Source organism: Bradyrhizobium sp. SZCCHNR1098, assembly GCF_032489375.1.
Taxonomy (GTDB): Bacteria; Pseudomonadota; Alphaproteobacteria; order Rhizobiales; family Xanthobacteraceae; genus Bradyrhizobium.
This window is the reverse complement of record NZ_JAUEXY010000002.1, coordinates 141336-156412: the sequence shown is the minus strand read 5'-3', so window position 1 is coordinate 156412 and position 15077 is coordinate 141336. Positions and strand designations below refer to the sequence as shown.

The following is a 15077-nucleotide window of genomic DNA, read 5'->3' as shown; positions in this document are numbered from 1 at the left end:
CGGGCGGGAACACTTCCGGTATTCTGACTTGAGCCTGATTCGCGATGCACGGCAGAAGCCGGCCTCGTCGCGGACGCGGCTATTCCCTGTGATCACCGCGTTCCCTACTGGCTCGAATGTCTCGGCAGTCCCGCTGCCGTGGCGAGAGTTACCGTCAATGCTTCCCGGCTTTCGTTTTCTGGTCGCCGCGATCGTCTGTTCCATTTCTCTCACCATCTTCGGCATGGGCGCTGCGGCTCTGTTGCGCGCCGCCCATGAGCAGTTCGCCAGCAACGCGTCCTGGCGCACGACTCAGGCGTCGGGCTTCACGACGTTCCTACCGCCGGCCGAGCCCACGCCGGTGCTCGCGGTGCTGCGGGTGGATTCGATTCCGACACCGCCGGTGACGCCGCCGCCGGTCGTGGCCGATGCTGCCCCGGCAACGTCCGAACAGCCGAGCGCGCCGTCGACGGCGGCGCCGCTCACAGAAGCGCCCGAAGTGACCCCCGTTGCGGTGGCCACCGATGTGCCGACGCCCTCGCTGCCGGCGGAAACGGTCGACACGTCCCGCACCTCCGCCATTGTCGCGACCGCGTCCGCGACGAATGACCGGATCGAGAGCATCAAGCCGGAGCGCCCCATTCCGGACACGACCGCTTCGATCGTCGCTCCGGTCGAAAAAGCGTTCGACAAGCCGAGCATGGACAGCTCGCCCGAGACTACAGCGACCGCCCCGCCGCGGGCGTCGCGCGAAGCTGCGGCCGCCGTGGTGGCACCGCCGCCGCCAGCTCCTCAGATCCTCGCCAGCGCCGATCCGATGATGACGACCGCAGCCGCCGCTTCAACCGCGCTCGCGCCCGTTCCGGCGGTGCTCGACCCGATCGCCGCCAAGCTCGCCGCACTGGCCGAACAGCCGGCTCATCAGGAGCGGCCCGCCGCCAGCGAGCATCGTGCCTCGGTGAAGGTCGCGAGCATTCAGTTGCGCCGGAGCATGCTCAAGAAGCGCCAGGCCCGCGAGAAGCAGATCGCGGCGCGCCGCGCCAACCAGCGGCGCATCGCACAGCGGCTCCGGTCGGCACGGCAAGCTGCTGCTGCTGCTGCTCAACAGCAACAGGCCGCATTCCCCGATCCGTTCGGGCAGCAGCCGTTCGGTCAACCGCAGACGGTCAGCCAGCAGGCGGCCGGGCCGCGCACGCGGTAAAGAGGAGCCGCCGATCAGGCTGGCCCGGTCGCAACCGGCGGGCCGTTCTCGATGCCCCACTCCGACCACGAGCCGTCGTAGAGCGCGGTGTCGCGGATGCCGAGACGATAGAGCGCCAGCGTGAGCACCGCCGCCGACACGCCGGAGCCGCAGGAGGTCACGATCGGCTTGGCGAGATCGACTCCAGCGGCGCCGAATGCCTCGCGCAACTGGTCGAGCGGCCTCATCACACCGGTCGTCGCGTCGAACAACTCCGCATAGGGCAGATTGCGGCTGCCGGGGATATGGCCGGATCGGAGGCCGGGCCGCGGCTCGGCGACCTCGCCCGCGAAGCGCGGCGCCTGCCGTGCATCGATCACCTGCTCGGCCTTGCCAGCGAGATTGGCAACCATCTGCTCGATCCGGCGCACGCGCGCGGCATCGAATTTCGCGCTGTAGGTGCCGAGCGCCGCCGTGACCTGTCCACTCTCGACCGGGCGTCCCTCCGCCATCCACTTCTTCAGCCCGCCGTCGAGCACGCGCACATCCGTGTGGCCGAATGACAGGAACATCCACCAGGCGCGCGGCGCGGCGACCCAGCCGCCGGAATCATAGACCACTACCGTATCGCCATTGCTGACGCCGAGCCGGCCCGCGTCGCGGCCGAACTGCTCGGCGCTCGGATACATGTGCGGCAGCGGATTGGAATGGTCGGAGACCTCGTCGACGTCGAAAAACACGGCGCCGGGGATGTGCGCCTTCAGATAATCGTCCTTCGGCAGCGGCAGCACACCCGGCATCTTGAAGGTCGCATCGAGCACCTTGACCCTGGGATCACCCAGATGCGCAGCGAGCCAGTCGGTGGAGACGAGAGGGTCGTTGGGGGTGGTCATGCGTGGCTCCGCGGTCACTTTCAGTCCTCATGGCCGGACTTGATCCGGTCATCCATCTTCTTCAAGCGATGGACACGCGGGTCAAGCCCGCGCGTGATGGGCAGCGATCAATCCTTCTTCTTCGGCGCCCAGGCATCGACCGGCCCGCCGGCGTCCCGCCACGCCGCGAAGCCGCCGCCGATATGGGCGACCGGTTTCAGGCCCATGTCCTGCGCGGTCTTGGCAGCGAGCGCAGAGCGCAGGCCGCCAGCGCAGTGGAAGATGAACGTCTTGTCCTCTTGGAAGATCGCCTTGGCATAGGGGCTCTGCGGATCGATCCAGAACTCCAGCATGCCGCGCGTACAGGAGAACGCGCCGGGGATCCTGCCCTCGCGCTCGATCTCGCGCGGATCGCGGATATCGACGATGACGACGTCGTCGCGCTTGGCAGCCTCGATTGCCTCAGCCGCAGAGAGCGTGGCGATCTCGGCATTGGCTTCGTCGAGCAGCGCCTTGATGCCGCGGGTGATGGTTTGGGGCATTCTCTCGTTTCCTCTTGGCGTCATTCCGGGCCGATGCGAAGCATCGAACCCGGAATCTCGAAGTGGCAACGCAATGTCGGGATTCCGGGTTCGCCCTTCGGGCGCCCCGGAATGACAGCATCACCGCACCAGCTCCTTCATCGCCGCTTCCAGACCCTCGATCGTGATCGGATACATGCGCTCGGAGAAGATGCGGCGGATGAGGGTGGTGGACTCCGAATAGTCCCAGTGCTTCTGCGCCACCGGATTGAGCCACACCGCGTGTGGATAGGTGCGGATGACGCGGTCGAGCCACACCGACCCCGGCTCTTCGTTGACGTGCTCGACCGAGCCGCCGGGCACCATGATCTCATAGGGCGACATCGAGGCGTCGCCGACGAACACGACCTTGTAGTCGTGCGGGTACTTATGCAGCACGTCCCAGGTCGGCGTGCGATCGGTGAAACGCCGCTTGTTCTGCTTCCATACGCCCTCATAGAGGCAGTTGTGGAAGTAGAAATATTCCATGTGCTTGAATTCGCTCTTGGCGGCCGAGAACAGCTCCTCGACCTGCGCGACGTGCGAATCCATCGAGCCGCCGATGTCGAAGAACACCAGCACCTTCACCGCATTGCGCCGCTCAGGACGCATATGCACGTCGAGATAGCCGTGGTTGGCGGTCTCGCGGATCGTGGTGTCCAAGTCGAGCTCGTCGGGCGCACCGGTGCGGGCGAACTTGCGCAGCCGGCGCAGCGCCACCTTGATGTTGCGGATGCCGAGCTCGACATTGCCGTCGAGATCCTTGAACTCGCGCCGGTCCCACACCTTCACGGCGCGATTGTTGCGGTTCTTCTCCTGGCCGATGCGGACGCCTTCGGGATTGTAGCCATAGGCGCCGAATGGCGAGGTGCCGGCGGTGCCGATCCACTTGCTGCCGCCCTGGTGACGGCCCTTCTGCTCTTCCAGACGCTTCTTCAAGGTCTCCATGAGCTTGTCCCAGCCCATGGCCTCGATCTCTTTCTTCTCTTCCTCGGTGAGGTATTTTTCGGCCAGCTTCCTCAGCCATTCCTCGGGGATTTCGGCCTTCTCCATCGCATCGAGCAGGTTCTCCAGCCCCTTGAATACGGTGCCGAACACGCGATCGAACTTGTCGAGATTTCGTTCGTCCTTCACCAGCGCGGTGCGCGACAGATAGTAGAAATTCTCGACCGAATGCTCGGCGAGGTCGGCGTCGACAGCCTCCATCAGCGTGAGATATTCACGCAAGGAGACCGGGACCTGCGCGTCGCGCAGCGCTGTGAAGAATTGCAGGAACATGCCCATTAGATCGCGCGGCCGGGAGGGCACGTCAAGGGCCGCTCCACGCCCCACGCTGGACCCGCCGGCATTTTGCTCTACAATCCCTGGAACAACAGGCGAAATGGGGGCTTTCATGGGTATCATTGCAGCGCTGATCATCGGCGCCATCGCGGGCTGGCTGGCAGGGCTGATCGTGCGCGGCGCCGGTTTCGGCCTGATCGGCAACATGGTCATCGGCATCATCGGCGCGCTGGTCGCAAGCTACGTGCTGCCGGCACTGCACATTGCGCTCGCCAGCGGCACGCTGGGGACGATCCTGGACGCCACGATCGGCGCCGTCATCGTGCTCGTGATCCTCTCATTGATCAGGCGCGCTTGATTATTTCTGCTTCCGATGGCAGCCATCATCTCAAGGCCGCAGCGGCGTTGCCGCTGCGTAGCCACTCAACACAAGTTCGAACGATGAGCGAGACGCGATGAAATTTACCGGCACCCAGGACTACGTCGCCACCGACGACCTCAAAGTGGCCGTCAACGCGGCGATCGTGCTCGAGCGCCCGCTGCTGGTGAAGGGCGAGCCGGGGACGGGCAAGACCGTGCTGGCCGAGGAAGTCGCAAAGGCCGTCAACGCGCCGCTGCTCACCTGGCACATCAAGTCGACCACCAAGGCGCAGCAGGGCCTTTACGAATACGACGCGGTGTCGCGGCTGCGCGACAGCCAGCTCGGCGACAGCAGGGTGTCCGACATCAAGAACTACATCAAGCGCGGCAAGCTGTGGGAGGCCTTCACGGCTGAGCAGCGGCCGGTGCTCTTGATCGACGAGATCGACAAGGCCGACATCGAGTTCCCGAACGACCTGCTGCTCGAGCTCGACCGGATGGAATTCCACGTCTACGAGACCAACGAGACCATCAAGGCGAAGCTGCGCCCGATCGTCATCATCACGTCCAACAACGAGAAGGAGCTGCCGGATGCGTTCCTGCGCCGCTGCTTCTTCCACTACATCAAGTTCCCCGATCCGGATACGATGGGCCGCATCGTCGACGTGCACTTCCCTAACATCAAGAAGCGACTGGTCGAGGAGGCCCTGCGCATCTTCTTCGAGGTCCGCGACGTGCCCGGCCTGAAGAAGAAGCCGTCGACCTCCGAGCTGCTGGACTGGCTCAAGCTGCTGCTCAACGAGGACATCGGACCCGAGCAGTTGCGCGAGCGCGATCCGCGCAAGCTGATCCCGCCGCTGCACGGTGCGCTGCTCAAGAACGAGCAGGACGTGCACCTGTTCGAGCGGCTCGCCTTCCTCAGCCGGCGCGAGGTGTGAGGCGCCCGGCTCAATCCGACGGGGCCGAACGCGTCATTGCGGCGCCGTCCTCTCGATCAGGCGTCCGAGCGCGCGCATGATCCCATCGACGGCAATCGGCTTCTCGCAGCGGAGGATCTTCGAGAAGCGGTCCGGGATGACCGATTCGTCATAACCGGTGGTGAAGACGAAGGGCACGCCGCGCTCGACAAGCAGATCGGCGACCGGAAACGCCATGTCGCCGCGCAGGTTCACGTCGAGAACGGCGCCTTCGATCCGCCCCTCGCGTTTGATCAACGCAAGCGCGTCAGGGACGGTTCCGACCGGGCCCAGGATCGTGCCACCGGCGCCGCCGAAGGCGCAGCGCAGCTCGTCGGCAAGCATGTATTCGTCCTCGACGATGAGGATATGACGGTCGCGAAGCGAGCGTTCAGGCATGCTCATCGAGCTCCAGTGTGGTGAGCGAAACGGGAATCGATATCGTGCAACGGACACCGTCGGATTCGAAAGTGTATGAGGTCCTCGCGCTGAGCTGATAGGGCAAGGCCTGTTCGATCAGCTCGCGCCCTTGTCCGGTGCCGCTGGGCATCGTGGCTGGCGGCGGCATGTCGACGCCGCTCTCGCGCCACTCGATGTGCAGCCAGGGTCGTCCCTCCGCGCCTTCGCACTCGAGCGACCAGCCCACGCAGAGCCGGCCGGACGGCTGCGCCAGCGCACCATACTTGACCGCGTTGGTGGCGAGCTCGTGCAGCGCCATGGCAAGGGTCTGAACCGTCGACGACCGCAGCCGAACGCCGGACGGCCCCGAAAGCTCGATGCGCTCGGAACCGCCGGCGACAGCAGACAGCTCGCTGCGGATCAGATCGTCGAAGGTGACGCGATCATGCTCCTTGAGGCGCGACAGCAGGCCCTGGGCGCGCGACAGCGTATCCAGCCTATCACGGAAGCGGGCGCGAAAATCGCCGAGATCGGTGCTCGCGCGCGCCGTCTTGTCGGCCATCGAGCGGACCACGCCGAGCAGGTTGCGGGTGCGATGCTGCAGTTCGGCGACCAGCACCTTCTGCCGCTCCTCCCATTCGCGCCGCTCGGTCACGTCGACCATGGCGCCGGTCATGCGGATCGGTCGTCCTGCATCGTCATAGAAGAAGCGCCCACGGCCGTACAGGCAGCGAATTGCGCCGCCCGGATGCACAACACGAAACTCGCTGACATATTCCTGGTGCGCCTCCATCGCGCGGTGAAGCGCGGCTTCGGCTGCGGGACGATCGTCGGGATGGATGCGCGCGGCCCAGACCTCGTAGCTCGGGGTCAGTTCGCCAACACCATAGCCTTCCATGCGAAAGTGCTCGTCCGACCAATACACCTCGCCGGTCGCGACGTTCCAGTCCCACAGGCCAAGCCGCCCCACCTCGACCGCGCTGCGCAGGCGCTCCTCGCTCTTGCGCAACTCCCGTTCGGCCTTGTTCTGCTCGGAGATGTCGCGCGCCGTTCCGAACCACTCGATGATCTCGCCGTTGCGCCCGAGAATGGGGATGGCGCGCGAATGGATCCAACCGAGGCTGCCATCGATCCGGATGACACGGTGCTCCAGCTCGAACATGCTCTTCGTCGCAACGACCCTGCTGATCGCCGCCATCACCTGCGGCTGATCGTCCTGATGAATGTATTTCGCGAGCCAGCCCTGGCTCGGCTTCATCGTATCGGCAATGAAGTCCTTACCCTGCAACTGGCGCATCTCCCGCCAGTCAGGACTCATGCGATAGACGACGTCGGAGCTCGCCGTCACGAAAGCGCGATAGCGCTCCTCGCTGGCACGCAGCCGCTCCGTCGCCTCGGCACGCAGCCGGGCCATCTTGAGATGCGCCTCGACGCGCGCCAGCAGTTCACGCGCACTGAACGGCTTGATGAGATAATCATCCGCACCGGCCTCCATGCCTTCGACGCGGCTCTCTTCTGCGGCCCGGGCCGACAGCAGGATCACCGGGATGGTGCCGACCTGTTCATCGGCGCGCAGCCGGGCGAGCAACTGCATGCCATCGATGCGCGGCATCATCACGTCCGACAAAACGAGGTCGGGTTTGTCGCGGGCGATGGCTGCGAGCGCGGCTTCACCATCGGCGACGGTCTCGACATCGTAGCGCGCTGCGAGCAGGCGGCGGACATAGTCGCGCATGTCAGCATTGTCGTCGGCCAGGAGGATGCGGGGGCGCGACCCGGCCCTGTTGGCGGAGAGGGCGGGGACGTCGATGTCCCGAACGGCATGCGCATCGAGCGGCGGCGTATCCGGCAGCCAGCGCAACGCCTCCTCGATGAAGGGGCGCTCACCGCGGAGCATCGGCTCCTGCGCTGGCGCCGCGTCGACCTGGTCGGACGGCAGATGGCTTCGTCCCCTGGGAATTCTGACTACGAACGTGCTGCCCTGCCCGGCTTCGCTGGTCGCTGCGACGGATCCACCGTGCAGCTCGGCGAGCTCATGCACAAGCGCGAGCCCGATGCCCGAGCCCTCATGGGTGCGGCCGCGCGCGCCGGCGACGCGATGGAAACGATCGAAAAGTCGCGGCAGCTCGTGCTGCGGGATGCCGGTTCCGGTGTCCTTCACGCTCAGCTCGAAATGACGATCGCAGGGGACGAGCCGGACCTCGATGTCGCCCGTGAAGGTGAACTTGAACGCGTTGGACAGCAGGTTGAGGACGATCTTCTCCCACATTTCGCGATCGACATAGGCCGGCTCCGGCAGCGGCGGGCAATCCACGATCAGCCTGAGGCCGGCGGCCTCGATCGCCGAGCGGAAGGTGCTGGCGATCTCCGCGGTCAGGCTCGCGAGGTCGACCGGCGCGTAGACCGCCTGCATCCTGCCGGCCTCAATCCGCGAGAAATCCAGCAGCGTGTTGACCAGCTTGAGCAGCCGCAAGGCATTGCGCTGGGCGATTTCCAACCGGTCGCGATCCGCCGACGGCAAGCTCTGCGACCGCAGCAGGACATCTTCGAGCGGACCGAGCATCAGCGTCAGCGGCGTGCGAAACTCGTGGCTGACATTGGCGAAGAACGCGGTCTTGGCCCGATCGATCTCGGCGAGCGTCTCGGCGCGGCGCCGCTCCTGCTCATAGGCCAGCGTCTCGGCGAAGGCGCTGCCGAGTTGAGCGGCCATCAGATCGAAAAAGCCCTGGTGCTCGGCATCGAGGGCGCGGCGCGGATTGACGCCACAGATCAGGATCGCCGTCGCCTGCTCCCGGCCCGTGGCAACCGGCAGCGCAAGCGCCAGCTGTGGCGGCTCGGGCCATGCGCCGGTCGGCACGCCGGCAAATTTCGCACGATCCAGCACGACGCGAATCGGTGCCGCCGCACGCGCCGCCTCCCGGATCGGCCACAGCGCGCCCCCGTTGCCGTCGAGGGCAATCTGCGCCGGCGCGATCGCGCTGTCCGGCTGCACCCCCGCAGCGCTCAACAGCCGTGCCGATCGCTGATCCTCGCTGAGCTGGTAGATCACCGCAAATGGGACGTCATGCGGATTCTCGGCGAGGACATCGGTGGCTTCGCGACAAGCGTGGGCCAGACTGTCGGCACGGCCGCGCGCGGCGAGATCGCGCAAGGTCCGCATGCGGCGCTCGCCCACGACCCGGGCCGTCGTCTCGATGACGGGGGTGAATACGCCGCCGACGCCGCCGGTCTCATCGCGAATCGGCGAATAGGAGAACGAAAAATAGGTCTCTTCGAGGTAGCCATGGCGGTCGATGAACAGCGGCATGTCGCGTGAGCGGGTCGCTTCGCCAAGCCCAACGACCTGCCGCAACATCGGGCTGATGACCTCCCAGATCTCGGACCATACCGCGCGCCCCGGTGCCCCCAGCGCGGCGGGATGCTTCTGCGAGCCGAGGATCGGGCGATACTCGTCATTGTAGAGCATGACGAGCTCCTGGCCCCACCAGATCAGGATCGGGAACGCGCAGTCCAGGCAGGTGCTGACCGACGTGCGCAACGACTGAGGCCAGCTCTCGGGCGGCCCCAACGGCGTCCGTGACCAATCATGGATGCGCATGAGCGCTCCCATCTCGCCGCCACCCTGCAGGAAGTCGGCCCCGCGCGCGAACGCCTGAAACGTTGCGCGACCGGCATCCGAATGCTGGTTCACTCCTGGTCCCTTTTGGCCCCTTTTTCGCCGCACAGTATCGCGAAATGCGCGCGGGCGCCAAGCACGGGCCCGAACGAGCGACAAGCGCATCGACGGGGAACTCGGCGGCGAGGCGGGTTCCATCTGTCCATCCACAGCCGATCTCGCAATTTGGGACAGTCCACCGCAAACGCTCGACGTGCGCGCCTGCGCTTGTTAAGCGCCAGCCTCTGCGTGAGGCGGGGTTGAGTCGGGGCACATGACGGTTGCGATCGAGATGGGGCAGACGGCGGCGGGATCGCCTGCAGCTCTCGACCTCGAGGAACTCCTGGCGACACGGCTCCTGGTGCAGGGCAATTCCGGCTCCGGCAAGTCGCATCTCTTGCGCCGCCTGCTGGAGCAGAGCGCGCCCTGGGTGCAGCAGACGATCATCGATCCGGAGGGCGACTTCGTCACGCTCGCCGAGCGATTCGGCCATCTCGTGATCGCGGCCGAGGATCACACCGAGCGCGCGCTGCAGGTCGCCGGCGAACGGGCGCGGATGCATCGCGTCTCGACGGTCCTCAACCTCGAAGGCCTCGATGCCGAGAATCAGATGCGGCGCGCGGCCGCCTTTCTCAACGGCCTGTTCGAGATCTCCCGCGACCATTGGTACCCGATGCTCGTCGTGGTCGACGAGGCCCAGCTGTTCGCACCGGCGGTCGCGGGCGAAGTCTCCGACGAGGCCCGCAAGGCTTCGCTCGGCGCGATGACCAACCTGATGTGCCGCGGCCGCAAGCGCGGGCTGGCGGGGGTGATCGCGACGCAACGACTGGCGAAGCTCGCCAAGAATGTCGCGGCCGAGGCCTCGAACTTCCTCATGGGCCGCACCTTCCTCGACATCGACATGGCCCGCGCCGCCGACCTGCTCGGCATGGAGCGGCGCCAGGCCGAGGCGTTCCGCGACCTCGAGCGCGGCCAGTTCATGGCGCTGGGCCCTGCGCTGTCGCGCCGGCCGCTGGGCCTGCGCATCGGCCCGACTGACACCAAGCCGCGCAACGCGACGCCGCGGCTGATGCCGCTGCCGGAGGCCTCGCTCGAGGACGCCCGCGCGGTGATTCTCGCCGCACCGCCGCCCGAGACGAACGCGAGGCCGCAGCGCAAGCCGCAGCCCGAGCTGCTCGACCAGTTGATGGCGGCGAAGTCCGCCGCGCTCGAGCTGCGCCCCGAACCGCCGGCGCCCGCCGTCAGCGAGGAGGAGCTCGCCGAGCGCCGCGCCCGCGTCGAGCGCGTGCTGCGCGCCGTGCTGGCCGAGCCCGACGCCGGCTTTCGCGCCGTCGGCGTGCTCTATCAGGAGTTCGTCGTCCGCTGCCGCATCGAGGGGCTGGGCACGGCGGTGCCAGACCTCAACGAGTTCCGCCGCATGCTGACGCGCGCCCGCGCGGGGCTCGGCGGCGACGAGACGGCCGACGACGCCGGCTGGCGGGACGTCACGCTGCGCGCCTCGCTACTCCCTGAGGACATGCAGGGCGTGTTCATGATGATCGCCCGCGCCGCCAAGGACGGCCGCCCCTGCCCGAGCGATGCCGCGATCGCCCGCGCCTATGGCTCGCACTCGTTGCGCCGGGCGCAGCGCCTGCTGACCTATATCGAGGACCAGGGCCTCATCGTCTGCCAGCTCGATGGCGCCGGCCGCCGCATCGTCACTTTGGTCGAACTCGCCTGGGCCACGGCGCCCGGTGATCCCAATGCCGACGACGCGGCGCCCGAAGGTCTGGTCGCTTCGTCTTCGTGAGGAGGCGTCCGGATCGCTCCGGGCGCCTCCCGATGTCGTCCGCGATCAGGTCGAGGCGATCTTGCCCATCGCCGGATCGCTGATGCTGGGCCGGCCGCTCTCGACGTGTCCCGCGAGCTGCCAGTTGAAGCCGGCATCGGTGTCTGCCGTCACGGTCAGGTCGTACCAGCCGTGGGTCCGCTGCAGGCGCACCTGCGTCTCCAGCCGCTGCCCGCGCTGCAGGCGATGGCGCTCGCTGCGCCCCGTGTAGTTGTCGGCGAGCGTCACGACGCAGCTCGGTCCCTTGTTGGTCAGCGCGATGGCGAGGCTGCGTGAATCGTCGTCGTCCTCGTCATTGCAGAGATGAACCGTATCGACGTCGACCAGCGCGGCCGTGGTGGCGACGCCGCCCTTGAAGTGGCGGAAGAAGCCGTTCGGCCCGTACACCGACAGATCGTACTGGCCGGCGCTGGCCGCAAGGTCCCATGCGCCCCGCAGCGACTTGCCGGCCTCGACGGTGTAGCTCCACGGTCCGGCCGCGGTGTTGCCGGAGCGGACGTGGAAGCAGACGCCCGCCTGCCCCGGATTGACGAAGCGAATCGCAAACGTCCTGTGCGCGGCGTCGGCATCGCCGTCGACGCGGAGATCGTAGGGAAGCGCGCGCGCCGGGCGGATGCCTGGTTCCTGCAGCGGCAACACCTGCTTCGCCGGCGGAACCGGGTGATAGTCGTCGAAACGCGCACCGGAGGTGATGTCCGCGACCGGCGGCTTGAAGCCGGCCGTGCTCGGCAGCGGCGCCATGCCTTCGTTGGGCGAGGTGAAGTTGAACGCCGAGGTGAGATCGCCGCACACCGCGCGCCGCCAGGCCGGGATGTTGCTCTCGAACAAATCAGGCGCCTTGTGATGGAAGCGGCGCTCGATGAAGCGGATCACCGAGGTGTGGTCGAACACTTCCGAGCACACGAAGCCGCCGCGCGACCACGGCGACACCACCAGCATCGGCACGCGCACGCCAAGGCCGTAGGGACCAGCCACGTGGCTGCCGTCGCCGGCGAAGAGGTCCGTGCTCACATCGACGGTCGACTGGCCCCAGGCCTGCGACATCGCCGGATACGGGCCGACGACATGGTCGAAGAATCCGCCGCCCTCGTCGTAGTTGATGATCAGCGCGGTCTTGCTCCACAGTTCCGGATTCGACGTCAGGATGTCGAGCACCTTGGAGATGTACCAGGCGCCCGGCCCCGGCAGCCAGTTCGGATGCTCGCTGAACGCTTCGGGAGCTGCGATCCACGACACCTGCGGCAGCGTGCCGTTGCGCACGTCGTTGCGCAGCCCGTCGAACAGGTTCTCGAACGTGCCGCCCTTGGCGATGTTGCTGCCGCGCAGCGCCTTCTCGTACAGCGGACTGCCCGGCTGCGAGTTCTGATACTGGTGGAAATACAGCAGCGAGTTGTCGCCGTAATTGCCGATCCACGGATTCTGGGTCCAGCCCCAGAAGCCTTCCGCCGTCAGGCCGAGACCGATGTCCTGGTAGACCTTCCAGGAGATGCCCGCCTTCTCCAGCCGCTCCGGGAACGTGGTCCAGTCGTAGCCGGCTTCCGCGTTGGTGATGACCGGGCCGCCACCCTTGCCGTCGTTGCCGTCCCAGCCGGTCCACAAGTAGTAGCGATTCGGATCCGTCGGGCCCATCACCGAGCAGAAATAGGAATCGCACACCGTGAAGGCGTCGGCGAGCGCATAGTGCCAGGGCAGATCCTGCCGGTTCATGCAGGTCATCGTCGTGGTGCCCTTGTTGGCGATCCACCTGTCGTAATTGCCGTTGTTCCAGGCCTTCTGGCCGTCGTTCCAGCCATGCGCCACGTCCTCGACATAGACCTGGCCGGCATTGTCGACGCGGAACGGCATCACCGATCCCGTGCCGCTCGGCTGCTGCCACACCGGGTTGCCGTTCGGCAGCTTCACGGCGCGCGGATCGTTGAAGCCGCGCACGCCGCGCATCGCCCCGAAGTAATGATCGAAGGCGCGGTTCTCCTGCATCAGCACAACGATGTGCTTGACGTCCTCGATGCTGCCGTGACGGTTGAACGCCGGAATGGCATGCGCGCGCTCGATGCTCTGGCCGAGGGCCGCGGTCGCAGCCGACGCTCCGAGCAGCCGCAGGAACTCGCGCCGGTTGTGCGCGATCGTGTTCGACATCTCGTTCATTCCCCATGGTGATGACGGTGTCGAGCGACTTAGGTCGGCGCGTTAACAGCCGCGTGACCGGCCGGTAAAGGATGTGTGGCAGGCTTTTGACGCCGCGCGGCGGTGCGGCATTCGCGGCGGCGCGAAGGCGCCCTGCCGCGATCCGCGTCGAAGCCGCCATTGCCCTTGCGCCAGAGGCGAAAAGCTGAATGATCCGTTCGGGTTGAGACGACGACAGGCCGGGCCGCCCCCGGGTTTGGCGCGTTGCGTTTTTGAGGATGATTTGCATATGCCGACGTTGACGGTGCAAGCGGCGGGCCTGCAGGGAGCGCCGGTATGGATATGGCTGCAGGTCGTGTCCAACGGACTGGTCGCCAGCGCCTTCTTCACCATCGCCTTCGTGGTCGGCACGTTTCTGCGGCGGCGTTGGCGCGACGTGATGTTCCGCGGCATCGTCGGAGCGCTTGCGACCTTCGTGGCCGTCGTCGGGGTCACGCGCCTGCTGGCGATCGTCGATCTCTGGGTGCCGACCTCGACCATCACGGGCCTCATCAACATCTTTCTTGGCGTCACCTCGATCGGAATCATCGTCGTCATGATCAAGATGCTGCCGCAGCTTCTGGTGCTGCCGACGCGCATCACTTTGCAGAAGGCCTATGCGCAGCTCGAGGAGGAGATCCGGCAGCGCCGCGCCGCGGAGGCGATGGTGCGACGATTCCAGGAGATCGAGGCCAACGAGGCCCAGGTCCGTCAGGCACAGAAGATGGAGGCGATCGGCCAGCTCACCGGCGGCGTCGCGCACGACTTCAACAACATCCTGACCGTCATCACCGGGACGATCGAGATCCTCGCCGATGCGGTCAAGGACAAGCCCCAGCTCGCCGGCATCGCCGGCATGATCAGCGCCGCCGCCGAGCGCGGCGCCGATCTGACCCGGCACCTGCTTGCCTTCTCGCGCCGCCAGCCGCTGCAGCCCCGCGCCACCGACATCAATGCGCTCGTCGTCGAAGCCGGCCGTCTGCTGCGGCCGACGCTCGGCGAGCAGATCGAGATCGAATCGATGCTGGCCCATGACAGCGCGCCGGCGCTGATCGATCCGAGCCAATTGTCGACGGCGATCCTCAACCTCGCGCTCAACGCGCGCGACGCGATGCCGGACGGCGGCAAACTGACCTTGGAGACCAAGAACGTCACGCTCGACGAGCACTACGCGCAACTGAACCGCGACGCCAAGCCCGGAAGCTACGTCATGATCGCGGTCAGCGACACCGGCCAGGGCATTCCCGCCCCGCTGCTCGACAAGGTGTTCGAGCCGTTCTTCACCACCAAGGACGTCGGCAAGGGCTCGGGTCTCGGCCTCAGCATGGTCTATGGCTTCGTCAAGCAATCGAACGGCCACGTCAAGATCTACAGCGAGGAAGGCCACGGCACGACGGTCAAGCTCTATCTGCCGCGGGCCGCGAGCGCACCGGAGCCGCCGGCGGCCGAGCCCGGCCGGCCGGCTGTCGCACAGGGCGACGAGACCATCCTGATCGTCGAGGACGATGCGCTGGTGCGCGACTACGTCGTGGCTCAGGTGCGCCGTCTCGGCTATCGCACGCTCGCCGCGAGCAACGCCGCTGAGGGCTTGGCGCTGATCGACAATCCGGAACGCATCGACCTGCTGTTCACCGACGTCATCATTCCAGGCGGCATGAACGGCCGCCAGCTCGCGATCGAGGCCGAGAAGCGCCGTCCCGGGCTGAAGGTGCTCTACACATCGGGCTACACGGAGAACGCGATCGTGCATCATGGGCGGCTCGATGCCGACGTGCTGCTGCTCGCCAAGCCCTACGTCAGCGCCGATCTTGCGCGCATGATCCGCACTGCGCTGGAGGCGTGAG

General features: G+C 66.6%; 11 protein-coding genes. 5 read left to right on the top strand and 6 right to left on the bottom strand.

Features of this window, described 5'->3' with window-relative positions; genetic code table 11:
- Window positions 1-157: 157 nt before the first annotated feature.
- Window positions 158-1180 carry a hypothetical protein gene (locus QX135_RS04910; RefSeq protein ID WP_316177101.1) on the top strand — a complete coding sequence of 341 codons (1023 nt, stop codon included), beginning with the start codon at window positions 158-160 and terminating at the stop codon, window positions 1178-1180.
- A 14-nt stretch (window positions 1181-1194) separates the two neighbouring features.
- On the opposite strand, the gene sseA is transcribed toward QX135_RS04910, so the two are convergent.
- From sseA to QX135_RS04895, 3 genes are all read right to left on the bottom strand, one after another.
- Window positions 1195-2052, bottom strand: a complete 858-nt coding sequence (gene sseA / locus QX135_RS04905; RefSeq protein WP_316177102.1) for a 3-mercaptopyruvate sulfurtransferase — start codon at window positions 2050-2052, stop codon at window positions 1195-1197.
- Between the two features lie 107 nt (window positions 2053-2159).
- Complete coding sequence (locus tag QX135_RS04900) at window positions 2160-2573, bottom strand: rhodanese-like domain-containing protein (protein WP_316177105.1); 414 nt, start codon at window positions 2571-2573, stop codon at window positions 2160-2162.
- 120 nt (window positions 2574-2693) lie between these two features.
- Window positions 2694-3869 (bottom strand): VWA domain-containing protein, encoded by a 1176-nt coding sequence (locus QX135_RS04895; protein ID WP_315738596.1) that lies wholly within the window; start codon window positions 3867-3869, stop codon window positions 2694-2696.
- Window positions 3870-3984: 115 nt separating this feature from the next.
- On the opposite strand from QX135_RS04895, the gene QX135_RS04890 reads away from it, so the two are divergent.
- Both QX135_RS04890 and QX135_RS04885 read left to right on the top strand, forming a co-directional pair.
- The gene (locus QX135_RS04890) at window positions 3985-4230 is read left to right on the top strand and encodes a GlsB/YeaQ/YmgE family stress response membrane protein (protein ID WP_315738597.1); all 246 of its coding nucleotides are present in this window, start codon (window positions 3985-3987) and stop codon (window positions 4228-4230) included.
- Window positions 4231-4327: 97 nt separating this feature from the next.
- Window positions 4328-5170 (top strand): MoxR family ATPase, encoded by an 843-nt coding sequence (locus QX135_RS04885; protein WP_315717852.1) that lies wholly within the window; start codon window positions 4328-4330, stop codon window positions 5168-5170.
- A gap of 33 nt (window positions 5171-5203) precedes the next feature.
- Here the strand turns inward: QX135_RS04885 and QX135_RS04880 are convergent, their stop codons facing one another.
- Together QX135_RS04880 and QX135_RS04875 are read right to left on the bottom strand one after the other, a co-directional pair.
- Window positions 5204-5587, bottom strand: coding sequence for a response regulator (locus tag QX135_RS04880; RefSeq protein ID WP_315738598.1), 384 nt, complete (start codon window positions 5585-5587; stop codon window positions 5204-5206).
- Window positions 5580-9278, bottom strand: a complete 3699-nt coding sequence (locus QX135_RS04875) for a PAS domain-containing protein (RefSeq protein WP_316177108.1) — start codon at window positions 9276-9278, stop codon at window positions 5580-5582. The genes QX135_RS04880 and QX135_RS04875 overlap by 8 nt, the downstream gene beginning before the upstream one ends.
- A gap of 238 nt (window positions 9279-9516) precedes the next feature.
- On the opposite strand from QX135_RS04875, the gene QX135_RS04870 reads away from it, so the two are divergent.
- Window positions 9517-11031: an ATP-binding protein gene (locus QX135_RS04870; protein WP_316177109.1), complete on the top strand. Its 1515-nt coding sequence runs from the start codon at window positions 9517-9519 to the stop codon at window positions 11029-11031.
- Window positions 11032-11076: 45 nt separating this feature from the next.
- On the opposite strand, the gene QX135_RS04865 is transcribed toward QX135_RS04870, so the two are convergent.
- The gene (locus QX135_RS04865) at window positions 11077-13206 is read right to left on the bottom strand and encodes a phosphocholine-specific phospholipase C (RefSeq protein ID WP_316177110.1); all 2130 of its coding nucleotides are present in this window, start codon (window positions 13204-13206) and stop codon (window positions 11077-11079) included.
- Between the two features lie 277 nt (window positions 13207-13483).
- Between QX135_RS04865 and QX135_RS04860 the strand changes: the two genes are divergently transcribed.
- The gene (locus tag QX135_RS04860) at window positions 13484-15076 is read left to right on the top strand and encodes an ATP-binding protein (RefSeq protein WP_315738603.1); all 1593 of its coding nucleotides are present in this window, start codon (window positions 13484-13486) and stop codon (window positions 15074-15076) included.
- Window position 15077 lies beyond the last annotated feature (1 nt).

Coding starts and splice junctions, on each gene's coding strand:
- QX135_RS04880 (WP_315738598.1), bottom strand. CDS start 5,587: ATGCCTGAACGCTCGCTTCGCGACCGTCATATCCTCATCGTCGAGGAC.
- QX135_RS04870 (WP_316177109.1), top strand. CDS start 9,517: ATGACGGTTGCGATCGAGATGGGGCAGACGGCGGCGGGATCGCCTGCA.
- QX135_RS04910 (WP_316177101.1), top strand. CDS start 158: ATGCTTCCCGGCTTTCGTTTTCTGGTCGCCGCGATCGTCTGTTCCATT.
- QX135_RS04890 (WP_315738597.1), top strand. CDS start 3,985: ATGGGTATCATTGCAGCGCTGATCATCGGCGCCATCGCGGGCTGGCTG.
- QX135_RS04900 (WP_316177105.1), bottom strand. CDS start 2,573: ATGCCCCAAACCATCACCCGCGGCATCAAGGCGCTGCTCGACGAAGCC.
- QX135_RS04865 (WP_316177110.1), bottom strand. CDS start 13,206: ATGTCGAACACGATCGCGCACAACCGGCGCGAGTTCCTGCGGCTGCTC.
- sseA (WP_316177102.1), bottom strand. CDS start 2,052: ATGACCACCCCCAACGACCCTCTCGTCTCCACCGACTGGCTCGCTGCG.
- QX135_RS04885 (WP_315717852.1), top strand. CDS start 4,328: ATGAAATTTACCGGCACCCAGGACTACGTCGCCACCGACGACCTCAAA.
- QX135_RS04860 (WP_315738603.1), top strand. CDS start 13,484: ATGCCGACGTTGACGGTGCAAGCGGCGGGCCTGCAGGGAGCGCCGGTA.
- QX135_RS04895 (WP_315738596.1), bottom strand. CDS start 3,869: ATGTTCCTGCAATTCTTCACAGCGCTGCGCGACGCGCAGGTCCCGGTC.